Origin of the sequence: Streptomyces marispadix (genome assembly GCF_022524345.1) — a bacterium.
GTDB classification, from domain to species: domain Bacteria; phylum Actinomycetota; class Actinomycetes; order Streptomycetales; family Streptomycetaceae; genus Streptomyces; species Streptomyces marispadix.
This window is the reverse complement of record NZ_JAKWJU010000002.1, coordinates 4,728,688-4,750,518: the sequence shown is the minus strand read 5'-3', so window position 1 is coordinate 4,750,518 and position 21,831 is coordinate 4,728,688. Positions and strand designations below refer to the sequence as shown.

Genomic DNA, 21,831 nt, shown 5'->3' with positions numbered 1-21,831 from the left:
GCAGTCGTCGCCCGGCAGTTGTCGCCCCGCAGCGTTGTTCTCTCGCCGCCCGGCTCCTGTCCCCCGCCACCCCTGGCTGTCATCCCCTCCCTGCCGCCCGCGCTCACGCGGGGCTCAGTTCGAGGGGTTCCAGGCCCGTGGTGAGCTGCTGGGCGAGGTGGATCAGGGAAGCGTCGTCCCCCGGGCGGCCGACGAGCTGTACGGCCAGCGGCGCCCCGTGTTCCGGGTCGCGGCCCACGGGCATGGTGACCGCGGGCAGCCCGGCGAAGCTGGCGACGGGCGTGAAGCCCACCTCCCGTTCGAAGGCCGGGTCGTCGGCGTCGGGGATCGTGGAGGACGCGACCACCGTGCCCTTGGGCTTCGGCACGCCCGGGTCCAGCGGCATCAGCCATACGTCCACGGACGCCTCGGCGAACAGTTCCGTCACTCCCGCACGCAGCCGCGCCATGTCGGCGCGGATCTCGGTGCGCCGTTCGTCGGTGACCTTGGCACCCGTCTCCAGTGCCCGCCATGTCGAGGGCATCAGCTCGTCCGTCAGCCGGTCCCGCCACACCTGGTGGCCGTCCCAGGCGTCGCGGGAGCACAACTCCCATGCCGAGGCACGGCAGTTCCACAGCTCCCCCAGGGCACGCGCGGCGATGTGGTGTCCGTGTGAGGTGAGCGCCGTGCTCGCCGTGTCCAGAGCCTGGGCGATCTCCGGGTCGACGACACCCGGCCTGTACAGCTCCTCCGGCACGCCCACCCGCAGCGACGGCGACGCCACCCGGGGCTCGTCGCCCAGCCCCAAGTGCCGCCAGGCGAAGGCGAGATCGTCGGCGGTACGGGCGACCCAGCCGGGCGCGTCCATGCCGGGGCTGAGCGGGAAGATACCGGCGAGCCTCGCGGGGTCGTGTGTCGTACGGAGGCCGACGACGCCGCAGCGCCCGGCGGGCCAGCGCACCGAACCGAGCACGTCGGTGCCCAGGCCCACGTCACAGATGTTCGCCGCGACGGCCACCGCCGAGCCGGTGCTGGAACCGGCGGGATCGAACCGTGGGAAGTAGGGGTTGACGCAGCCCGAGCCGACGCCGATGTTCAGCTCCGTGGTGACCACCTTCGCGTTCACCTCGGCTCCGCGCAGCGAGGCCACCACGGTCGCCGACTCCCGGGGGTGGTGGCGGTAGTGGCGCAGTCCGAGGCGGGTGGGGAAGCCCTGTACGTCGACGGTGTCCTTGACGCCGACGCGCAGCGCGCCGCCGGTCAGTGCGCGGGCGTCCGAAGAGCGCCCGTCCTGCCCGCCGTCGTTCCGTACGTATGCGAACTTGCTGCTGCGGGCGCGCAGTTCGGCGCAGGCACGGTACCGATGGTCTGCTGCCGGCTCCCAATGCGCAGCCGCCGCGTACAAGTCCGCCGGTGAGAGTTCGCCCTTGCGCAGCAGGGCGTCCCGTTCGGCGAGGGGCAGGGCGAGCACGTCCGGCATGGGCGGCGTCCCTGCGTCGCCCATGCCGCCGGGCTCGTTGCGGCCGAGGAAGTCCGCCACTGCGCTTTCAGGCGTTCGCATCGTTGCTCCTGCGTATCGGCGCCGATGGTGTTCGGCTGTGCTGTCTTCGTTCCGCGTCGTCCCGGGGAGGCTCGGGTGCGGTCCGGTACGGGCTGCGTGTGCGGCCGGGTCCGTCGTACGGTGCCGCCCCCGCGACACCGGGGGCGGCGGGCTGGTTCGGCGGCGCACCGGCCGAACTTCCGCCCTGTTCAGTCGAGTTCGTAGAAGCCCTCGCCGTCGAGGTAGCGGACGGTGCCGAAGTCGCGCATCACGACCTCTTCGACCTCGTGCCGCAGGTTGACGATCATCGGGTAGGTGAGATCGTCGACGGTCGGTTCGATGGGGGCGCCGGGGCTGACGAGGGTACGGATCTCGTGGAGGCTCTCCAGCTTCTTCAGCGTCTCCAGATGCGGGTAGCCGCGCAGTGTGCCGCGCACCGGGGAGATCATCGCCACGGAGGCGAAGTGGTGCCGGATGCCGTACTCCTCGTGTACCCGGGCGTCGAAGCGCTCCGGGTGCACATAGGCGTCCACGGTCCAGTCGATCTGGGACTCGCCGATGCCCATGCGGGCGTAGTGCGGGATGTCGCCGCCTGCGATACGTGCGCCGACCTCGACCAGACGGGGCCCGTCGGGGGTCAGCTTCACCTCCAGATGTGCCGGGCCGTTGCGGATACCGAGGGCGTCCAGCACCTGGCCCGCGTACTCGGCGAGGGTGCGTCCGTCGTCGCTGCCGCTCGCGATGAGGTAGACGGCGTCGCACAGATCGAGCACGCCGTTGGCCGTGAGGCGCGTCGTCTTCCACATGTCGCACACGTGGTGGCGGCCCTCGCGGCTGACGGTGTTGACGACGAACTCGCCGCCCACCAGATACTCCTGGGCGATGACGCCCTCGTTGTGCTGTGAGAAGACGTTCGCCGAGGACTTCAGCGTGCGGTAGGCGTCGACGGACTGCTGCGGCGTATCGCAGAAGTGGATGCCGTCGCCCGCCGTGCTGCGGACGGGCTTGACGACGACGCGGCCGTTCAACTTCTCGTGCCAGCGGCGCAGTTCGTCCTCGTCGGTGATGCGCAACTGCTGCGCGCCCGGCACGCCGGCTGCCTTGATCGTCTCGATCATCGTGTACTTGTCGCGGCGTGCGGCGCTCAACTCGGTGCCGTTGGTGGCCAGTCCCATGGCCTCGCTGAGCTTGTCGGCGAACTCGACGCCGAACTCGCCGCCGGGCACGACCGCCACCGGCCCGTACTCGGCCAGCGCCTTCACCGTCTCGTCGAGGTCGCCCTGGTGGACGATGTTCCCGGCGTAGTCGTCGAGGCTGAAGGAGGAGCCGTAGACCTCCGGCACCTCGGGGGTGCTCTGCACGCGCACGCACCCGTATCCGGCCTTGACGAACTCCGGAGCGAGCCGTCTGGTGAAGCTGTAGGCGTCGACGATGGCCACGTAGCCGTTCTCTGGCATGACGCTTCTCTCCTGTCTGGGTGCGGCGGGCGCCGCTGTGCTGTGGCGGGTTCGCGGTACGGGGGGGTTCCGTACGGGCCCGTTCCGTACGGCCCGTGCCGGGCGGTGCGGAGTTGCCTTGTGGGTTGGGTGGTGGGTTTGCCGGGCGTCAAGCGCCGTGCTGCGCACCGCCGTTGACCTGTACGACCTGTCCCGTGACATGGCCCGCGCCGGGCGAGGAGAGCCAGTGCACGGTGTCGGCGATGTCCGCGGGCGTGCCCGCGCGGCCGTTGTCGGTCTGGGCGACGAGCATCTTGCGGCGCTCGTCCGGCATCCGCCCGCCGAAGAACTCGGTGTCCTCGATGTAGCCGGGCGCCACGACGTTCACGGTGGCCCCGTGTCCGCCCAACTGCCCTGCCAGGTCGTATGCGTAGGGGTGCAGGGCGGCCTTGGACGCGGCGTAGGAACCGGAGCCGGAGCCCCGGTAGGCGGCGATGGAGCTGATCAGCACCACCCTGCGGTCCGGCTGCTGAAGCAGGTCCCTCAGCGCCTCGGTGAGCAGTACGCAAGTGAGCACGTTGCAGTTGAAGTTGCCCGTCCAGTGCCATGCGACGCCGGCGAGACCGGAGGGCACGTCGTCGGGCGCGCCGATCTCCACGTTGCCGCCGGCGTTGTTGACCAGGACGTCGACGCGTCCGTAGCGGGCGTCGACCTCGTCGCGTACCCGCTGCGCCTCCGCGGGGTCGGAGAGGTCCGCGGCCAGGGTACGGATCTCACCCGTCGCCCCTTCCTCGGCGGCGAGCGCCTTCGCGGCCTCGCTCAGCACTCCGTCCCGGCGGCCGACGAGCAGCACCCGGTCGCCGTCCTGCGCGAACCTGCGGGCCACGGCACGTCCGATGCCCGTGCCTCCACCGCTGACGATCACCACTCGTGACATCTCATCCGCTCCTCTCGTTCACGCTCTCGTTCACGCTCACGCTCGCTTGCCAGTGGCGGCTCTCGCTCAAGTGCCGCTCGCCACCGGCGTGTTGCCGTCGTACGTATGGTCGGCCACCGGCTCCGCCGTCACCCGGAACGCCTCGGCCGTGGCGACGAGCGCCTTCTCCACCTCTCCGCTGTCGCGGCCCCGGAACCGGAACCGGCCGCCTACGTGCTCGTAGTAGGCGTCGGCCGCGGGGAGGATCTCCCCCACGCTCAGCAGGGACTCGCTGTAGGGGCCGGGCTCCCGGCCGGTCATGGGCGTGACCTCGGTGATGCGGCAGGGCTTCTCGGCGGGTGCGGGGATCAGCAGCCAGCCGCCGCGCTCCGGCTGCCGCGCGGGCCCCGGGTCCTGCGCCCGCTTTGCTGCGTCCGCGACGGCCCGCGGCGCCGGTTCGCCGAGCTGGATGCGAAAGGCCGCCTCCATCAGGTCGTAGCCGTGCAACTCGCGCCAGATGAACGGGATTTCGGCGCCGCCGACGCGCGCCCCCACCTCAAGGAACTCGCAGCGCATCCCGGCCCTGTCCACGAACATCTCCAGATGGAACGGCGTGGGCCCGTCGGTGAGCGCCGCGAGGAAGCGGCGTGTGTACGTGCCTATGACATCGAGCAGTCCGGGATCGTCCTCCTCGACCGAGCCGAGGAAGAGGCCGTCGCGGAAGCCGAGGCAGGAGTTGACGTAGCGGGACGCCCGCCAGGTGGCGAGGGCGTCGCCGGTGAATACGCCGTCGACGTGGTAGATCGGATGCGGGTTGCACTTCTGCACCAGCGACGGCTCCGACCAGGCCGTGGACGCGACCGTGGAGGCGAGTTCTTCCGGTCCGTCGAGCATCGTCACCCCGGCGCTGGAACTGCCCGTGCGGGGCTTGAGCACCACCGGCCAGCCGTGGCGCTCGGCGAAGGCGGCGACGGCGTCCGCGTCGGGGGCGGGCGCGAACTCCGGTACGGGCAGCCCTGCTTCGGCGATGGCCGAGGCCATCAGGTACTTGTCGCGGAAGCGCAGCAGATCCTCGGGGACCTGCCCACGGCAGTCCCAGTCGGCGCGCAACTGCGCGGCCACCAGCAGATCGTCCTCCTTCAGGGCGACGATCCCGGCGGGCCGCCCGTGCCTGCCGACGAGGGCGTGCACGGCCGCGCGTACCTCTTCGAGGTCGTCGGTACGGCGTACGGGGACGACCTCCGTGGCCTGCGGCGGCACCGAGTCCACCGCTATGCCCGCGGCCACATAGGTGACCGTGTGTGCGTCGTGGTCGAGATAGCGCTCGTACTGTGCGTAGTGCTCACGCCAGCGGGTGATCACCACGATGTGGGGCCTGTCCTTCGGTGCGCTCGGAGCTGTCACGTGCTTCTCTCTCCGTCGTCTGCCGGGCGGTGTGGTGCGGGGGGCCTCGGGGCCGTCGGTGCGGTGCGGGGCGTGCGGTCGGCGGTCACAGGAGCCGGGCGGCGAACGCCACCAGTTCCGCGGCCTGTTCGGCGTTGAGCCTCGGGTCGCAGGCGGATGTGTACCGGGTGAGGGCGCCGGGGCATTCGAGGTCGTCGCGTTCGGGCACGCACTCGGTGACCGGCTCGGGGGTCGTCTCCAGATGCAGGCCGCAGGGGTGTGCCCCGTAGTCGCGCAGTACGGCGAAGAAGCCGCGGACCTCCTCGCGGACGTCGGTCAGTACGCGGCTCTTGCGGCCGGAGACATGGGGCAGCGTGTTGCCGTGCATCGGGTCGCACAGCCACACCACGCGGCCCGCGAAGGGCGCCGCGGCCTCGACGAGCCGGGGCAGCCGCTCGGTGACGGCTCCGCGGCCCATGCGGCTGATGAGGGTCAGGCGGCCGGGCGGGCCGTAGCGGTCGAAGCGCTTGCACAGTGCGCGCACGTCGGCCGGCTCGGCGGAGGGGCCGAGTTTGACGCCCACCGGGTTGTTGACCTGTTCGGCGAAGTGCACGTGTGCGCCGTCCAGTTGGCGGGTGCGCTCGCCGATCCACAGCATGTGTCCGGACGAGCCGTAGGAGCCTCCGGCCACCTCGTCGGGGCGTATCAGGGGCCGCTCGTAGTCCAGCAGCAGCGCCTCGTGGCTGGTGAAGACGGGGGCGACCCGCGTGGTGCCGGGCTCGGCGGCGCCGGGCCTGCCGCCGTGAGCGGCGAGTGCCGTCAGCACCTCGGTGGCGTGGTCGTAGGCGCGTACGAGCCTTCGCGGGTCGGGGCGGCGCGAATCGGGGTGCGGCTCGGGCGAGTTGACCGCGTCGCCCCGGTAGACGGGCAGGGTCAGCCCGCCCACGGTCTCCGTGGGATTCGACCTCGGCTTGGCGTACTGCCCGGCGATCCTGCCGATCAGGACGGCGTCCAGGCCGGAGAGCTCCTCCACGAGCGTGCCGAGCTGCCGAAGCTGCCGGATCTTGGTCCGTACGGGCTCGGCGGACGAGGCGCCGAAACGCTCGGCGCAGTCGCCGCCCTGGACCACGAACGCCTCGCCGCGGGCCGCCGCCGCAAGCCGGTGGCGCAGCGCATGGCAGGCGTCGGCGCTCACCGGCGCGGGCCGGGACGCCAACTCCTTGGCGGCGAGGACCAGTTCCTCCTCGTCCTCCCACTGCGGCTGCTGCGCGGCGGTGCGCTGGGTTGCGAGTGTCACGCTGGGCACCGGGTGTGCTCCTGATCGTCGTCGTTCGCGCCGTGTGCCTCCGCGGCGCCGGAGTAGTGGGCCTCGATGCGCCGGGCCCACGCGGCGACCTCGCCCGCCAGGGGGCGGTCGCGTGTCAACGGGGGCCAGTCGCGGTCGAGTCGGGCCCATAGAGCGCTGCCGCCCGGGGCGTCTTCCGTGCCGGTGCACGTCTTCGTGCCGTCGGCGTACGGGCCGCTTCCGTACTGGCCGCTCCCCGCGAGGTGGCCGAGCCTGGTGACGGCGAGGAACAGGGAGGAGACGATCCACCAGGCCCGTTCCGTCATCTCCGCCACCGCGTTGGCGCTGTTGAGGGCGAGCGGCACATGGTCTTGATTGCCGAGGTTCGTCGGTACGGGAGTGAAGGACGCCGGGTAGCCGCGCTGCCGCAGGGCGCCCAGATGCGCGGTCGCCGCGATCTGCACGCCCGCGAACCCGCTGTCCCTGCCGGGCTGTTCGGCGAGGAGCGGTGGGCGCCCGCCGTTGTGCTGCGGGTCGAGTACGAGCGCGAGCTGCCGCTCGGCGAGGAAGGCGAGCTGATGTACGCACAAGGCGTGCTGTTCGCTGGCGAGCCCCACGGGCGCGGCGTGGAAGTTGCCGCCGTGCAGCACCTCGTCGCCGACGAGCACCGGGTTGTCGGTGCAGCCTTCCGCCTCGGCCGCCAGTATCCGCCCCTGGGCTGCGAGTTGGTCGAGTACGGCTCCTACGACCTGGGGTGCGCAGCGCAGCGAGTAGGGCTCCTGGAGCCTTCGGGGCGGCGTGCCAGGACGGCCGGTACCGGTGCCCGTAGCGGTCCCGCGCAGCAGCTCGTCCCGTATCAACTCCGCCGCCGTGCGCTGCCCTTGATGCCCCCGGACGGCCGACAGCGCGTCCGAGTACGCCTCGGTGTTGCAGCCCAGCAGTGCCGCGGCTCGGCCCGTTGCCGAGGCGAGGGCCCGTGCGAGGGCCGCCAGCCGGACGTGGTTGTGCAGGGCGCGGGCGAGCGAGGTGCCGGAGCCGTTGGCGAAGGCGAGCGCCGAGCGTGCGTCCCAGCGCACAGCGGGCAGACCCGCCTCGGCCAGCGCCTCGTCGGCGGGCACCCGGCGCTGTTCGCCGCCGCGTTCCAGCCACACCTCCCCCCGGCCCGCTGCCGCCTGCGCCGCGTGGGCGAGCGGCACCAGGTCGCCGCTCGCGCTGAGGCTGCCCTCCTGCGGGACCACGGGCGTGAAGCCGTGGTTCCACTGCTCGGCGAGCGCCTGCCACACCTCTGCGTCGACGCCCGAGTGCCCCAGGGTCATGCCGCGCAGCCGCAGCCAGACCATGGTGCGTACGACGTCCCTCGGCAGTGGCGCGCCCTGCCCCGTGGTGAGGTGGTCGAGCAGGCCGATTCCCTGTTCGCGGGGGTCCTCGTCGGCGCTGTACTCGACGAGGGGACCGAAGCCGCGGGTGAGTCCGTAGACCGGTCGCTCCTGGGCGATACGGGAGAGCGCCGCGGCGGATTCCCGCATGCGCTGTTCCTGCTCGCGGGTGAGCACCAGCTTGCCCCCGGGCCCCGTGTGGGACAGCAACTCCTCTACGGGGCAGGCCGGTTCGGGCGGTGCGCCGCGTTCCGGCATCGTTGTCTCAGGCACGGGGCTCACCGCCGCGGGCGGGCTCGCCGGTCGTCGCGGCCACACGGGAGGCAGCCACCGCCGTACCCGCCGGTTTCCCCAGCAGATGCGTCAGCGGTTTGCCCGTGGAGCTGCGCGGTATGCGCGGCACGCGCCGCAGCGACCGGGGCAGCGGCGTGCCGCCCAGCGCACGGCGCAGCAGCGGCCACAGCGACCGGGAGTCGAACTCTCCGCGGGGGTCGGCATAGACCAGTTCGTAGTGTTCGCCGCGTACGGCGTCGCGCTTGGGCAGGCACACCGCTTCGAGGCCGGGCAGCGCCGTCGCCACGGTCTGCTCCACGCGACCGAGGTCGCAGCGGAGCCCGTTGACCTTGATCAGCCGCGAGGCTCGCCCGACGAAGGTGAACCGGCGCTCGCCCGCGGCCCGTACGAGGTCGCCCATCTGCCAGGTGCGCGGCGGCGCTCGGTGCCCGTCGCGCCGTGCCAGCCGCGGCGAACTCACCGTGAGCCGCCGCTCGTCTTGCCCGTCGGGCAGCTCGGCACGCACATCCGGCAGCAGCCGCCACGGCTGCTGGTCGTCGGCGTCGGCGGCGATCTCACGCGAGGCGACGGCGCCGGTCTCCGTGGAGCCGAAGAGCTCCACGGCCCGGAAGGGGTGCCCGCGCAGCGCGCTCACGAGCTGCCGGGTGTGCGCGGTGGTGGGCCCGGCGCTGTGCAGGGCCACGGCACGCGGCAGTTCGGCGATGCGCGGCGCGAGGCTGCGCAGCACAACCCAGCTCGCCGGCAGGCACACGAAGAGCGCGGGCACTCCGGGGCGCCATGTCGGCGGGATCACCGGGTCCTGCCAGGCGTTGTGCACCTCGATGCCGTAGCGGCGGGGCAGTTCGACGCCGAAGAGCCGCCCGAAGAGGTGCTCCGGCGGCGCCAGGCTGATCACCTGACCGACCTCGCCGATGGCTGTGGCAGCGATCAACTCCACCTCCGCACGGAGCTGTTCGCGTGTCCGCCACCACCGCACGGGCTCGCCGGTGTGCCCGGAGGTGGCGAACGGTATCTCGCCCTCCCGTACGGGCCGGGCCGTCACGCAGGCGTTCACCCGAGGTTTTCCAGTACGGCACGGTCCTCCAGCTCGCCCTGTACGAACTCGGCGATGCGCCCGAGCGTCGCGAAGGAGTAGCGCACGTCGTGCGCGACGAAGTCGACCTCGATGCCGAAGGCTCCCTCGACACGGGAGACGCACTCCAGCGCGGCGAGACTGTCGTAGCGGTCGCCGAGTGCCTCGGTGAGGGGCTGGTCGTCCGCGGCGGACTGCACGCCGTCGCCGAGCAGTTCGCCCAGGACCTCGCGTACACGCGTAAGCGTCTGGTCGTACGCCGGAATGGTGCGGTTGCTCATCGCTGTGCCTTTCCCTGGGCGGTGGCGAGGGCCTCCCCGGCCCGTCGCAGCGTTCCTTGGTGGGCGAGATAGACGTGGCCGGGGTCGGTCGGCCGGAACTCGATGTAGAGGAAGGGGGTGCGCTCGTGCAGCTCCAGCGCTTCGGCGATCTCGGAGGCGAGCGCGTCGCGGAAGCCCTCGTCGCGGTCCGGGCCCACGCACACCGTCACCGACGCGTGCCGCAGGCCGTGTTCGCTGTGGGGCAGTACGTCGACGGGCATGCCGCCGCTGAAGACGGTGGACGCCGGGACCTCGGTGAAGCGGACGACGACATGACCGGCCGGCACGCCGTGGCCGGTCAGCCAGCGGGTGAGCCTCACGGCCACCTTGCGGCGGGCCGGCACGGACAGTTCGGGGCCGCTGATCTCGATGGTGGGCATGGGGGCCTTCCTGGTCAGGAGAGCACGAGGTCGGGAAGGACGCGGAGCGTGCCTGCGGCACGGCGGCGCAACAGCGAGCCCAGCGCGTCGGCGAGCGGGCCGCCGCTGCCGGGGGCCAGCGGGCTCCAGGCGGTTCCGCCGTCGTCGCTGTGCACACGGTCGGTGAAGCGGCTCAAGTGGGCCGTGTCCACGGGCAGTTCGTACAGGTCGGCGGTGGCCACGGCCTCGTAGGTGGAGAGCAGGTCGGGCAGCCGCGCACCGGTGTTGGCCCAGCCGCCGCCGCGTACCCGGTGGCGGTCGAGCAGTGCGGTCAGTGCCTGCGGTGAGCCCTCGCCGAGGGCGTGCCGGATGCGCTGCGCCTGAAGGCCCTGGCGGAGCGTCGGCTCGGTGCCGGGCAGCGCGGCGCTTCCGTCGTCGCCGGGCACGAGGCAGCGGGTGACGAAGCCGCGCAGCGCGGCGGCGTCGAGGAGCCGGGGGACGGTGGCGCCCAGGCGGCGTACGACTCCGACCGCGGCGGCCGTGGAGAGCAGTTCGGAGCCGCGGCCCTCCCAGAAGCCGAAGCCGCCGTCGGGGTTCTGGAGCCCGCGCAGCCACTCGGCGATCCGGCGGCGCTCCTGACGGGCTTCCTCATCGGCGAACGCCCCGGCGGTCAGGCCCCACAGGGTGCAGCGGATCTCGCTGCCACGGGCGGGCATGTACATCAGGCCGCCCTCGTTGGGGAGTTGGCAGCTCTCCAGCCAGGCGACGCGGGGGTCGGCGGAGGTACGGGACGCCGAGGCGTCCGTCCCGTCGGCGAGAACGGCCGCGGCGGTGCTCAGCGCGTCGGCCGCGTGCTGCGGCTCCCGGTAGGTGTATCCGCCGCCCGCGCAGCGCAGTTCGCCGATACGGGCCACGACGGCGTCGGCGATGCCGTCCGTGGACGCGCCGACCGCCTTCAGCGCCCCCACCGCGCAGAACGAGGCCCATACGTCCTCGACCTCGTACCCCTGCCAGCGCACGAACGCACCCGACGCGCCACGCAGTCCGCGTATCCACGGCTCGACGGGCCGTGCGGGGGCGCCGCCGAGGATGTCCAGCGCCGCCGTCGCCCGGTAGGTGGCCCACATGCACGGCACGTCCGCCTCCGGGGAGAAGCGGAAGCCGCCCTCCGCGGTCTGCTGTTCGCGCAGCCAGCGGATCAACGCCTCGGTGTCCCAAGGCGGTTCCGCCGGTGCGACGCTGTTCAGCGCGTACCAGGCGGCGGCGCCGTAGTGGCAGGCACGTACGTCGCACGTCTGCGAGCCGCGGCTCCAGGACAGCCCGCCGTCGGGCCGCTGGAGGGCGCCGAGCCACTTCAGCAGGCCCGCGGCGTCGGGCACTTCGCCGCCGGGGATGCGCACGCTGCTGCGGGTGGAGAAGTGCGTGGCCCAGACGTCGGGTGCCTGGCCGGGCGTCATGGCGTACGCCGCGCCCGTGCCGTCCTGGGTCCAGGTGCCGGACAGCCAGCGTGCGGTGCCGCCGGGTTCCGGCAGTTCACGGCCGAGGTCGGTGAGGGCCTGGGTGCAGTAGAACGTGGCCCACGCGTCGGAGGGCATGCCCACCGACCAGGCGTAGCCGCCGTCGGAGTTGCGTCTGCTGCGCAGATAGCGGGCCGTGGCCTCGGCGTCGTCCGCCTCGTCGGTACGGCCGAGCCAGGCCAGGGTGCGCACGGCGGCGTAGGTGCACCACAGGTCGGGTTCGCCGGTGCCTGCCGCCCGCTGGTGCCCGACGTCCTCGGGGCGGGCCTGTGCCTGACCCCCGGGCCCGGACTGTGCGTGTATGAGTGCGCTCATCAGGCCTGCTCCACCACTCGTATGTTGGAGCGCTTCCAGCTCTTCTGCGAGCCGCCGCTCTTGGTGGTGCTGGGCAGGGAGTTGACGAAGGCGACGGCGTCCCAGTGGAGCCCAAGCTCCTTCTCCGAGACGCGCTGAAGGGCCTCTATGGCGGCGGGCTCGGCCGCCCGGTCCGAGCCGATGCCGCGTTCCAGCAGCAGCCGCCCGAAGTCGCCGGTGGCGTCGAGTTCGACGAGGTAGCCGGTGGCCTCGGTCGCACCGTAGACGGCGTTCTCCACGCCGAGGATGTTCAGCCGGGTGCCGTGTATCTCGATGCTGTCGCTGGTGCGTCCGCACACCACGACGACGGGCGCCGGGTCGGGGCAGTCGCAGCCCGACGCGTCGACGGTGACCTCGTCGCCGGTGTCGAGCCGCAGCATCGGACGGGCGTAGAGGTTGAGCGGGGTGACGACGAGCCGTCCGGTGCCCCGGCCGGGCAGCGGCACCAGTCCGTCGCGGGTGGCGAGTTCGAAGTAGTTCGTGGCGGTCAGCAGATGCAGCCGTCCGCGGGGGCAGGTCGCGGCGAGCGTGCCGGTCTCCGTGCTGCCGTAGCTGGCGTCGTGTGCCTGGGCGCCCCACCACTGGCCCAGCCGGGCCCGAAGTGCGGGGGTGCTGACCTCGCCGAGGAGCATGATGTCCCGTACGGGGGCGCTGTGTTCGGCCATCAGGTCGCGCTGCTTGAGCAGGCGGGTGAGCTGGAGCATCACGCCCGGGGAGACGAACAGCGCCGTGGGCCGCAGGTTCTCCCAGAAGGCCAGCAGCCTGTCCCAGTCGGAGATGCCGGTGGCGAAGGGGTACAGCCGGCTGTGCGGCAGCCCCAGGTACTCGCACACGGACACGATCAGGTCCGCCACGGGCACGACGTCCGAGGGCAGCAGCACCGCCACGCGGTCGTCGTCGTGCAGGATCGTCCGCCACGCCTCGGCCACGGAGACCGTGTTCCAGATGACGTCCTCGGCGAGACGCGGTGTGGGCGTGACCCTCCCCGTGGTGCCCGTGGTCTCGTAGTACTTGGCCGCGCCCGACACTCCCGTGACGGCGAAGTGCCAGGGATCGGCCTTGAGTTGGTCCTTCGTCATGACGGGCAGGGCGGTGAACTCCTCCCAGGAGAAATCCGCGAGCCCTTCGAAGGCGGGCGACTTGCGCGCCCGGTCCCAGACCGCCGCGATCTTTCCGCGGTGGAAATCCTCCGGGACGGGATTACCGCGCAGCGAGGCCAATTCCTCCTGAGCGCAGCGCATCATTTCCAGTCCCGCACGGTCCCGGACGAGCACAAGCCACCCCTCAATTCACTGAAAAGACAGACGACTTCCGCGGAGGCTCAGCCCCCGGGAAAGCTCGGCCGCCGCTCGCGGCCCGAAGCGATCGCAATGTTGCAGCACCGCGCCCCGACCGTCCAATACGAGCAGGCGCACCGGCCAGAAGCGCCGGTTATGAAACGAGGTGGATTACCGGGCCCCACCCCGGCGAGCTGCCGTCATAAGAGTCCGTTATTCAAGGCGTGCGAACTTCTCTTGGACAACCCTTGAATTCCGTGGCGCACTCGAAGGGTCCTGGATTCCTGCCGTACTTCTTGCGGCAACGTGCGATGGGAGACCGTCCCGCATGGCCATCACCTCGGAGGAGCCCGTCACCTCCCCCCAAGACCCCGCCCGCTCCCCGGCGTTCGTACGCCGGCTGCTGGAGCGGATGAGCGAGATGCCCTCGCTCAGCGCCCGCTACGACGAGGCACGCGCACTGCCCGACCCCGGCCTCGGCGACCTGCCCGTACTCACCAAGGACGACTTCCGCTCCGCGCTGCCCGACACCGTGCGCAGGGCGCGGCGGCGCGGGCACGGCGCCCTGGTCCTCGGCAGCGGCGGCACCACGTCGGCACCCAAGCTCAGCCTGGTGCCCAGCGGCCAGATGATCGAGGAGATACGCGAGGTGTGGGACCCGCTGTCCGCCGACGACGTGCTGGTCAACTACGACACCCCGGGCCGACTCTGCTCCTCGCACGCCTTCTTCAACGCCCTGGCCCACTCGTCGGGCGCCGTCACCGTGCCGCTGGGCGCCATCGAGGACCGTCAACTGCCCGAGTGGATGGGCATGGTGCACCGGCTGGGCGCCACCGCGCTCAACGCCACCCAGAGCCAGATCGCGCATCTGCTCCAGACCTGCGTCGACGCGGACATCACTCCCGGTTTCCGCAAACTCCTGTGGACGGGCGAGCCGTTCGGCGCCGCCGCCCTCGAAGTGACCCGGCGCATCCTGCCCGACGCGGAGCTGTACGGCTGTTACGGCTCGACCGAGACGTGGGTCATCGGGCACAACGGCCCCGGATGCGCCATGGACACCTTCCACGTCATGCCGTACCAGCACGTGGAGCTGGACGACGGCCTGATCCTCGTGACGAATCTGCACCCCGAGTGCGTCAACCCGGTGGTGCGCTACCGCATCGGCGACCGCGGCGAGTTCACCGCCTGCACCTGCGGCCGTACGGAGCCGGCGCTGCGCGTACTGGGCCGCGACGACCCGCAGATGAAGTTCCTGAGCATCCTCGTCACACCGCAGGAGATCGAGGAGGCGGCACTGCTGGACCCGGACGTCACGGGCGTACAGGTGGCGCTCTTCGACCACGGGTCGCCGTCGGAGCGCATGGAGCTGCGCGTGAAGGTACGGCAGGGCGCACACGCCGACGAGGTCGAGTCCCGCGTCAAGGAGACGGTGCTCACGCAGGTCTACCGCATGGGCTACGAGGTCGAGACCGAGGCGCCCGAGGCGTTCTGGGTGCGTGTGACGCCGCGCTTCACCATCAACGAGCGCTCGCAGAAGACGCCGCTGCTGGTGAAGGACTCTCCGCTGGACTGAGCCCGGTACGGGTCCGTGCGGGCGATGTCCTCGCGGGGCCCGTGCGGGCCATGTCCTTGCGGCCCGTGCGGTGGTTCTCCGCGGCGCCGGGCCCAAGTCCCGTACGGGCCGGGGGCGTTCGCAGGGTGGAGCGCTCTGGCCCCCGGCCCGGTCCTGTTCCGGCTGCCCTTCTGCTCTCGTGCCCCGCCGTCCTTCTGCCCTTCGGTCCCCCTGGACCTGCCCTTCCTTCCCTGGAGTTGTGATGTCCGACCGCATCGCCGTGCGCACCGCGCGCCCCCGGCGCTATCTGATGTGCCCGCCCACGTACTTCGACGTTTCGTACTCCATCAACCCGTGGATGAGCCCCGACAAGCCGGTGGACCGGGACCGTGCCGTCGCACAGTGGGAGAAGCTGAGGGACCTGTACCTCGGTCTCGGCCACACCGTGGAGCTGATCGAACCGCTGGACGGCCTGCCCGACATGGTCTTCGCCGCCAACGGCGCCACCGTCGTCGACGGCCGCGTACTGGCCGCGCGCTTCCGCAACCAGGAGCGGGCCGCCGAAGGCCCCGCCTACGCCCGGTGGTTCCGCGACCGGGGGTTCGCCGCGGTGCACGACCCGCAGTGGGTCAACGAGGGCGAGGGCGACTATCTGGCGACCGGCCGCTGGATACTCGCGGGCACCGGCTTCCGCACCGACCCGCGCTCCCACCAGGAGGCCCAGGAGTTCTTCGGACGCCCCGTCATCGGCCTCACCCTCACCGATCCGCGCTTCTACCACCTGGACACGGCGCTCGCCGTGCTGGGCGACGAGATCATGTACAACCCGGCGGCCTTCTCCGAGGGCAGCCGCGCCGTACTGCGGGAACTCTTCCCCGACGCGGTCACCGCCTCGCCGCACGACGCCGAGGTGTTCGGCCTGAACGCCGTCTCGGACGGCCGCAACGTCGTGCTCCCGGAGACCGCCACGGGCCTCATCGCGGAGCTGCGGCGGCGAGGCTACGAGCCGCACGGCGTCGATCTCTCGGAACTGCTCAAGGCCGGGGGCAGCGTGAAGTGCTGCACCCTGGAGATACGGGAGGGGGCCGTACAGGCGCCTTCCGCCCGGATGCCGGGGCAGACCGCCTGTGTGAGCTGACGTGGGATACCGGCCTCCGGGGGCGGGTGCGGCGCCGTGTCCGTGCCGCCCCGGGGGCCGGCCGGTCGGGCCCGTCGGCCTTCCGGCTCGACTCCCGTACGCCGGCAGGCAGTTCACGTCGTGGAGGGCACTGAGGGTGATCAGGTCGCCGCGCGCATCCCGGCCCCGGGCCCGGATCGTGAGCGTGCGGCGCCCGGCAGCTCGGACGGCGCCGCACCGGCCACCTCAGCCCGTACGAACTCGACGAACGTACGCAGCGCACGGTTGACGTTGTCCCGCCGCCACGCCAGGTCCAGCCCGACGCTCGGCGCCCCGGACAGCCTGCGCAGCACGACCCCCGGCACATCGAGCATCGCCACCGAGCCCTCGGTGACCAGCGTGATGCCCGAGCCTTCGGCGACCGCGGCGAGCATGTGCGGAACATCCGGCTCCTCCCGGCAGATGTCCGGGAAGTAGCGGCCGCCGTAGACGGCGGAGAGTATCGACTGCCAGAGCCCGCCCGCCGACTTGGAGAAGTACACCAGCGGCAGCCCGACGAGGTCCTGCCTGCACACCTCCTCCGACCGCTCCAGCCGGTGCCCCGCGGGCAGCCCCACCAGCACCGCCTCACGGCCGACGCTGAGGGACTCCACCTCCGCGTCCTCCGGCAGCGGCGGCCGTACGAACCCGATGTCCAGGCGGCGTTCACGGATCGCTTCCAGATTGCCGCTGCTGGACGCGCTGGAGCTCTGAATGCGTATTCGCGGCCAGGCGTTGCGGAAGCGGCTGATCAAGTCGAAGGCACGGCCGAGACCCGCCGACCGCGTGTATCCGACGGTAAGGCTCCCGTGGAACTGTTCCGCGAGGATTTTCACGAAGGCGTCGACCGCGTCGGCGCGGGCTAATAACTCACGGAACTCCGGAAGCAAAGCTTCCCCTTCGACCGTGAGTGCCACCCCCTGCCGCCCTCGTTCGAAGAGCTGCATGCCGATGGCCTTCTCAAGTGCCTTCACGCCCTGGGAAAGTCCGGGCTGCGTTATATGCAGCCGTTTCGCCGCCCGGCCGAAATGCAGCTCCTCGGCGACGGTCACAAAGTAACGGGCACTACGAATCTCCATGTTGGGACTACCCCCGATGTCCCGCAAACAGAAAGGTCGAAAAACACGATCACCGGCCGGGCAGCGCTTCGGGTCCAGGAAGGCGGCTGCGGTCGCAGGGACCTGGCACCGCCCCGAGATCCCGCTACGACTGCGATGTCCGATGTGACGTCACGAGTCGCCCAGAAGGGTACCGATGTTCCCTCCGCTACGCCAGACAGAAAGGAATCCGCACGGGCCGCCCGACGCCGGTCCGAACCCGCCGGTTCCACGACCCTGCCTCCTCGTTCCTCATCCGCGCACGGCGACGGCGACCCGCCGCACCCGGCCGCTGCGGGGGACGACGACGGCCTCCGCAACGGTTCCAGGGGCGCCGCCGCGCTACGCCGGTCCCGGGCCGCAGCCCCGGCCCCGGCCCCGGCCGGTCGGTCACGCGACCGCGCGGCGCCCGCCCGGCAGCGGGCATCACTGACGGGTACCTTCAACGACCCACAGCGCGCCGCCAGTTGGGCCGCCCCGCACTGCCCCCATCACGGACGGCGACTCGCAAGCACGCAGAACTCGTTCCCCTCGGGGTCGGTGAGGCAGACCCAGCTCTCCTCGCCGCTCTGGCCGACGTCCGCGTGCTGAGCGCCCAGTTCGAGCAGGCGGCGGACCTCCTCGTCCTGGTCCCTGTCGGTCGGGTTGACGTCGATGTGGAGCCTGTTCTTCACGGACTTGCCCTCGGGCACCCGCGCGAACGTCAGCGCCGGTGGCACCGGGCCGGGGCGGTCCTTGCCCTCAGGGGCCAGCGGGGAGCCGATCGTGACGATGCCGTCGTCCTCGTCCTGCACCTCGTAGCCGAGTACCGAGCACCAGAACCGGGCGAGCCCGGCCGGATCGGCGCAGTCGATCGCGAGCTCGGTGAACTTACTGCTCATGTCAGGACCTTCCAGTCGAGTAGCGACAAGCGAGTGGCGGGCCCGCCGAAGGCCGCACGCTTCGCACCGCCGTCCACGCGGGCATCCATGCACGCAGGCACCCAGGCGGCAGGTGCTTCCACCCGGAATGAACCCACGCGCTCGCCTTGTTCGCAACTGCCGTGGCTGTCGCCACTGCCGTACAACGAACATCCGACGAGGAGAAACACGTGCTCATCGACCTGTCCGGCCGCACCGCTCTCGTGACCGGCTCCACACAGGGCATCGGCCGTTCCATCGCCGCCGGACTGGCAAGCGCTGGCGCCCGCGTGGCCGTCAACGGGCGGCGGCAGGAGTCCGTCGAGGCTGCCGTCGCAGGGCTGAGTGAGGAGACCGGCAGCGACCGTTTCATCGCCGCGCCGGGCGACATCACGACCGACGAGGGGGCCCGTCAGGTGACGCAGGCGGCGCCGGAGGTCGACATCCTCGTCAACAACCTGGGCGTGTTCGGAGCGACGCCCGCACTGGAGATCACGGAGGAGGAGTGGCGCCGGTACTTCGAGGTGAACGTGCTGGCCGCCGTGAGGATGATCCGCGCCTTTCTGCCACGTATGAAGGACCGTTCATGGGGGCGGGTCCTGAACGTCGCCAGCGACTCGGCGGTGGTGATCCCGGCCGAGATGATCCACTACGGGGTGTCGAAGACCGCGCTCCTCGGCGTCACGCGCGGCTTCGCCAAGGACGCCGCGGGCACCGGTGTCACCGTCAACTCGCTTATCGCCGGGCCCACTCACACCGGAGGAGTTGAGGACTTCGTATACGAGCTGGTCGACCGGGAGCTGCCCTGGGAGGAGGCTCAGCGCCGGTTCATGGTCGAGCACCGGCCGCAGTCGCTTCTTCAGCGGCTGATCGAGCCCGAGGAGATCGCCAACATGGCCGTTTATCTCAGCTCCCCGCTGGCGTCGGCCACCACCGGAGGCGCGGTGCGCGTGGACGGCGGGTACGTCGACTCGATCCTTCCCTGAGAGTCGCCCCGGCGAGGACACGGCGGTTCTCGGCCCCGGTCCTGACGCAGGGTCATGGACGGCCCTCGGCCCCGTCTGCCTCCCCACGTGGCAGCACGGGGCCCGAGGTTCGCGGTCCCGACCGGACGGGACCGGCGTCGCGCGGTCGGCGGGGCCGGGCGGCTACTCGTCGATGCGGGACGCCTCCCGGCAGCTCTTCGACCCCTCGCACTTCTTCAAGTCGGCGAGGGTGTCGTGCAGTTCGTCGCGCCGGTCGTCCGGAAGCTGCCCGATCCGGTTCCTCAACTGCTCGGGGTCGGAGTCCATCGAGTAGAACTCCCGCTCGCCGCCCGCGTATTCGACGTACAGCGAGTCCGCGGTACGCAGGGCCTCGTAAGTCGGCGGATCGCCGTGGTTCCTGGGGGCCGCGTCCGGGTCGCCCTTCTTGGACTTCGCACGGTGGTGCTCCACGAGTACGGACTCACGCCAGTCCTCGCCGGGCTTTCCGCGCAGCAGTCCCGTGAGGCTGCTGCCGTCGACGGAGGACGGCGGCTCCACCCCCGCCAGGTCGAGGAACGTGGGGCTGAGGTCGGTGTTCTCCGTCAGCTCCGAGACCCGCTCGCCGGAGGGCACCCCCGGTCCCGTGACCATCAGCGGCACATTGATGTCCGTGTCGTAGGCCGTCTGCTTGCCGGAGCGCAGCCGGTGCTCGCCCATGTGGAAGCCGTTGTCGGAGCCGAATACGAAGTAGGTCTCGTCGGCGAGGCCCTTCGCTTCGACCTTGTCCTGAAGATCACCGATCATCTTGTCGACCGCCTGCACGGAACGCACCCGCTTGGCGAACTTGCGGTCGATCTCCTTCTTCTCCTTGCCGGTCAGCGGCTTGAGGTCCTTCTGCCACTCCGGGGCGGGCTTCGCGAGCTTGTCGTACGCCTCGGTGCGGGGAGCCTTCAGGCCGCGGTACTCGTCACGGTCCCTCGGTGCCGGGGTCGACGGCGAGTGCGGAGTGAAGGGTGTGATCTCCAGCATGAACGGCTTCTTCGCGTCCGAGGAGGAGTCGACGAACGAGGACGCCTTCCTCGACAGCACGTCCGTCAGATAGTCCTGCGGCTGGTGCCCGTAGTGCTTGACCTTCCCGTTCTCGTTGAGGTCGTAGCCGAACTCCGGATAGCCGTTTCCGGCGACGTCCCATTCGTCCCAGCCGGGCGGTACGTGGGGCTTGGACGTGCCGTCGTCGTCGCCGGGCTGGTAGCCGTTGAGGTACTTGCCCATGAAGCCCGTGCGGTAGCCGGCCTTCTGGAGGGCCGGCGCGAAGCACTTCTTCTCGTTGCCCTTCTTGACGAAGGCGCCGTATCCGCCGTCGCTGCCGTTGTTGGTGAACACGCCGGTGTTGTGCGGGTACCGGCCCGTGAGCATCGTCGCCCTGGAGGGGCAGCACAGCGAGTCGGTGACGAAGTAGTTCGAGAACGTCACGCCCTTCTTCTGCATCTGCTTCACATGCGGCATGTAGCGCACGAGGTTCCAGGACAGGTCGTCCGTCTGCACGTACACGATGTTGGGCCTGCCGCCCTCCGAGCCGCCCCCGGACGACGAGGCCGCCTCGGCGCTCCCGGCTTCCTGCGCACTGCCGCTCTTCCGGGCGTCGGTGCCCAGCGCTGCCGAACACGACGTCAGCAGCGCCGCGTTGAGGGCGAGACACACTCCCGCCACGGCCGTACGGCGAAGACGCTCGCGCCACGGCCGCTCGCGGTGAAGACGCTTGCCGATGGGCATAGGTCCTCCTCTCAGCTCCACGATTCAGGTCACGAATCAGGCCCGGCGAGTTCGCCGGGTGCAGCGCATGCTGGAGGCGGACCTTGTGAGTTCTCTGTGATCCGCCGTCAGCGGGCCCGTGGCAGCCGGACGGAAGCGGCCGGGGCGTCCCGGCCGAGGTTCACGCTCCGCGGGGGGGGCCGCGTTCCGTCCTTCGGCACGGGGTATGGCGGCGCCTTACCGGGGGTAGTCCTCGGGTCGGTGTTCCCGACTCCGCCTGATGTTCGAGCAAGCCCCCCACGCTAGGAATGCCTTGGTGCGAGACGCATTGGCGACCATGGACCTGGACGAGGCGCAAGCCGCCTCCGCGCAGGAACTCGTCGAGGACCTGAGATCCCGTCACAAGACGCCCGACAGCGAGGACTTCCTGCGGTCGGCGTTATACGGGTCACTGTCGCTTCCGGACCATCTCACCTCCGGCGTAAGGGAGTTGCGCTACGACGGCGCACCTCCCGCGGCGCTCGTACGGGGCTTCCCTGTGGACGACGCCGCGATCGGCCCGACGCCCTCGCACTGGAGGGACCGGGCGCCGGACCGTACCGCCGCTCAGGACTTCTGGCTGGGGCTGCTGGGCTCGCTGCTCGGCGCCCCCTTCTGCTGGTCGACCCTCCAGGACGGTCGCCTCTACAACGACATCCATCCGGTCGAGGGCAGCGAAGACGACCAGACGGGGCACGGCAGCAGATCGCTGCTGGACTTCCACACCGAGGACGCCTTCCACGAGTTCCGCTGCGACTACGTCCTGCTGCTCGCGCTGCGCAACCACGACCGCGTGGCGACGACCGTGGGCGCCTCCCGTGCGCCCGCGCTGAGCGACGAGGACCGTGATGTGCTCTTCGAGCCGCGGTTCGTCATCAGGCCGGACACCGAACACCGCAGGCACATGACGCCCGCGGAGATCGCCTCGTACGAGCGTCCGGTCCCGGTGCTCTTCGGGGACCGGGCGGACCCGGGCGTACGGATCGACCCTCCGTATATGGAGCCGCTGCCGGGGGACCGCCAGGCGCGGGCCGCCCTGGAGCGGCTGTGTGAACAGCTCGAGTCCTCCCTGGTGGACGTCGTGCTCGAACCGGGGGACGTGCTCGTCGTCGACAACCAGCGCTGTGTTCACGGACGGAGGCCGTTCCGCGCACGGCTGGACGGCACCGACAGATGGCTGAGAAAGGTGACCGTGACGAGGGATCTGCGGAAGTCGGCGGGGCGACGGGAGAGTTCGGGCTCGCGGGTGCTTCGCGGCTGACC

18 protein-coding genes are annotated in these 21,831 nt (G+C 71.2%); 4 read left to right on the top strand and 14 right to left on the bottom strand.

What is annotated here, in order from left to right; translation table 11 throughout:
- Positions 1–103: 103 nt before the first annotated feature.
- The 11 genes from MMA15_RS19975 to MMA15_RS19925 form a co-directional block, all read right to left on the bottom strand.
- Positions 104–1,540, bottom strand: coding sequence for an amidase (locus tag MMA15_RS19975; RefSeq protein ID WP_241061510.1), 1,437 nt, complete (start codon positions 1,538–1,540; stop codon positions 104–106).
- A 188-nt stretch (positions 1,541–1,728) separates the two neighbouring features.
- Positions 1,729–2,976, bottom strand: a complete 1,248-nt coding sequence (locus MMA15_RS19970; protein ID WP_241061509.1) for an ATP-grasp domain-containing protein — start codon at positions 2,974–2,976, stop codon at positions 1,729–1,731.
- Positions 2,977–3,124: 148 nt separating this feature from the next.
- The gene (locus MMA15_RS19965; RefSeq protein WP_241061508.1) at positions 3,125–3,892 is read right to left on the bottom strand and encodes an SDR family NAD(P)-dependent oxidoreductase; all 768 of its coding nucleotides are present in this window, start codon (positions 3,890–3,892) and stop codon (positions 3,125–3,127) included.
- 66 nt (positions 3,893–3,958) lie between these two features.
- A complete protein-coding gene (locus tag MMA15_RS19960) occupies positions 3,959–5,275 on the bottom strand; it encodes an ATP-grasp domain-containing protein (protein WP_241061507.1) in 1,317 nt (438 codons plus the stop codon).
- An 85-nt stretch (positions 5,276–5,360) separates the two neighbouring features.
- Positions 5,361–6,560, bottom strand: coding sequence for a 3-deoxy-7-phosphoheptulonate synthase (locus MMA15_RS28290; protein ID WP_241061506.1), 1,200 nt, complete (start codon positions 6,558–6,560; stop codon positions 5,361–5,363).
- Positions 6,548–8,188, bottom strand: coding sequence for an aromatic amino acid ammonia-lyase (locus MMA15_RS19950; protein ID WP_241061505.1), 1,641 nt, complete (start codon positions 8,186–8,188; stop codon positions 6,548–6,550). The genes MMA15_RS28290 and MMA15_RS19950 overlap by 13 nt, the downstream gene beginning before the upstream one ends.
- Positions 8,181–9,251 (bottom strand): class I adenylate-forming enzyme family protein, encoded by a 1,071-nt coding sequence (locus tag MMA15_RS19945; protein WP_241061504.1) that lies wholly within the window; start codon positions 9,249–9,251, stop codon positions 8,181–8,183. The genes MMA15_RS19950 and MMA15_RS19945 overlap by 8 nt, the downstream gene beginning before the upstream one ends.
- 8 nt (positions 9,252–9,259) lie before the next feature.
- A complete protein-coding gene (locus MMA15_RS19940; RefSeq protein ID WP_241061503.1) occupies positions 9,260–9,562 on the bottom strand; it encodes an acyl carrier protein in 303 nt (100 codons plus the stop codon).
- The gene (locus MMA15_RS19935; protein WP_241061502.1) at positions 9,559–9,981 is read right to left on the bottom strand and encodes a tautomerase family protein; all 423 of its coding nucleotides are present in this window, start codon (positions 9,979–9,981) and stop codon (positions 9,559–9,561) included. Before MMA15_RS19935 ends, MMA15_RS19940 begins: the two co-directional genes overlap by 4 nt.
- Positions 9,982–9,995: 14 nt before the next feature.
- On the bottom strand, positions 9,996–11,792 hold the full coding sequence (locus MMA15_RS19930) for a prenyltransferase/squalene oxidase repeat-containing protein (protein ID WP_241061501.1): 1,797 nt from the start codon (positions 11,790–11,792) through the stop codon (positions 9,996–9,998).
- Positions 11,792–13,105: a phenylacetate--CoA ligase family protein gene (locus tag MMA15_RS19925; protein ID WP_241061500.1), complete on the bottom strand. Its 1,314-nt coding sequence runs from the start codon at positions 13,103–13,105 to the stop codon at positions 11,792–11,794. The genes MMA15_RS19930 and MMA15_RS19925 overlap by 1 nt, the downstream gene beginning before the upstream one ends.
- 331 nt (positions 13,106–13,436) lie before the next feature.
- Between MMA15_RS19925 and MMA15_RS19920 the strand changes: the two genes are divergently transcribed.
- The gene (locus MMA15_RS19920) at positions 13,437–14,681 is read left to right on the top strand and encodes an AMP-binding protein (protein WP_241061499.1); all 1,245 of its coding nucleotides are present in this window, start codon (positions 13,437–13,439) and stop codon (positions 14,679–14,681) included.
- Positions 14,682–14,940: 259 nt separating this feature from the next.
- Positions 14,941–15,798 carry a dimethylargininase gene (gene ddaH / locus MMA15_RS19915; protein ID WP_241063315.1) on the top strand — a complete coding sequence of 286 codons (858 nt, stop codon included), beginning with the start codon at positions 14,941–14,943 and terminating at the stop codon, positions 15,796–15,798.
- Positions 15,799–15,938: 140 nt separating this feature from the next.
- Here ddaH and MMA15_RS19910 read toward each other — a convergent pair whose 3' ends face one another.
- On the bottom strand, positions 15,939–16,895 hold the full coding sequence (locus tag MMA15_RS19910) for a LysR substrate-binding domain-containing protein (RefSeq protein ID WP_241061498.1): 957 nt from the start codon (positions 16,893–16,895) through the stop codon (positions 15,939–15,941).
- A 509-nt stretch (positions 16,896–17,404) separates the two neighbouring features.
- The gene (locus tag MMA15_RS19905) at positions 17,405–17,794 is read right to left on the bottom strand and encodes a VOC family protein (protein ID WP_241061497.1); all 390 of its coding nucleotides are present in this window, start codon (positions 17,792–17,794) and stop codon (positions 17,405–17,407) included.
- Between the two features lie 209 nt (positions 17,795–18,003).
- Between MMA15_RS19905 and MMA15_RS19900 the strand changes: the two genes are divergently transcribed.
- Entirely contained in the window at positions 18,004–18,798 is a 795-nt protein-coding gene (locus tag MMA15_RS19900; RefSeq protein ID WP_241061496.1) for an SDR family NAD(P)-dependent oxidoreductase, read from the top strand.
- 162 nt (positions 18,799–18,960) lie between these two features.
- Here MMA15_RS19900 and MMA15_RS19895 read toward each other — a convergent pair whose 3' ends face one another.
- Positions 18,961–20,550: a sulfatase family protein gene (locus MMA15_RS19895; RefSeq protein WP_241061495.1), complete on the bottom strand. Its 1,590-nt coding sequence runs from the start codon at positions 20,548–20,550 to the stop codon at positions 18,961–18,963.
- A 295-nt stretch (positions 20,551–20,845) separates the two neighbouring features.
- Between MMA15_RS19895 and gntD the strand changes: the two genes are divergently transcribed.
- A complete protein-coding gene (gntD, locus tag MMA15_RS19890) occupies positions 20,846–21,829 on the top strand; it encodes a guanitoxin biosynthesis L-enduracididine beta-hydroxylase GntD (RefSeq protein ID WP_241061494.1) in 984 nt (327 codons plus the stop codon).
- Positions 21,830–21,831: the final 2 nt, after the last annotated feature.

Coding starts and splice junctions, on each gene's coding strand:
- MMA15_RS19965 (WP_241061508.1), bottom strand. CDS start 3,892: ATGTCACGAGTGGTGATCGTCAGCGGTGGAGGCACGGGCATCGGACGT.
- MMA15_RS19940 (WP_241061503.1), bottom strand. CDS start 9,562: ATGAGCAACCGCACCATTCCGGCGTACGACCAGACGCTTACGCGTGTA.
- MMA15_RS19920 (WP_241061499.1), top strand. CDS start 13,437: ATGGCCATCACCTCGGAGGAGCCCGTCACCTCCCCCCAAGACCCCGCC.
- MMA15_RS19935 (WP_241061502.1), bottom strand. CDS start 9,981: ATGCCCACCATCGAGATCAGCGGCCCCGAACTGTCCGTGCCGGCCCGC.
- MMA15_RS19895 (WP_241061495.1), bottom strand. CDS start 20,550: ATGCCCATCGGCAAGCGTCTTCACCGCGAGCGGCCGTGGCGCGAGCGT.
- MMA15_RS19910 (WP_241061498.1), bottom strand. CDS start 16,895: ATGGAGATTCGTAGTGCCCGTTACTTTGTGACCGTCGCCGAGGAGCTG.
- MMA15_RS19930 (WP_241061501.1), bottom strand. CDS start 11,792: ATGAGCGCACTCATACACGCACAGTCCGGGCCCGGGGGTCAGGCACAG.
- MMA15_RS19905 (WP_241061497.1), bottom strand. CDS start 17,794: ATGAGCAGTAAGTTCACCGAGCTCGCGATCGACTGCGCCGATCCGGCC.
- MMA15_RS19975 (WP_241061510.1), bottom strand. CDS start 1,540: ATGCGAACGCCTGAAAGCGCAGTGGCGGACTTCCTCGGCCGCAACGAG.
- MMA15_RS19970 (WP_241061509.1), bottom strand. CDS start 2,976: ATGCCAGAGAACGGCTACGTGGCCATCGTCGACGCCTACAGCTTCACC.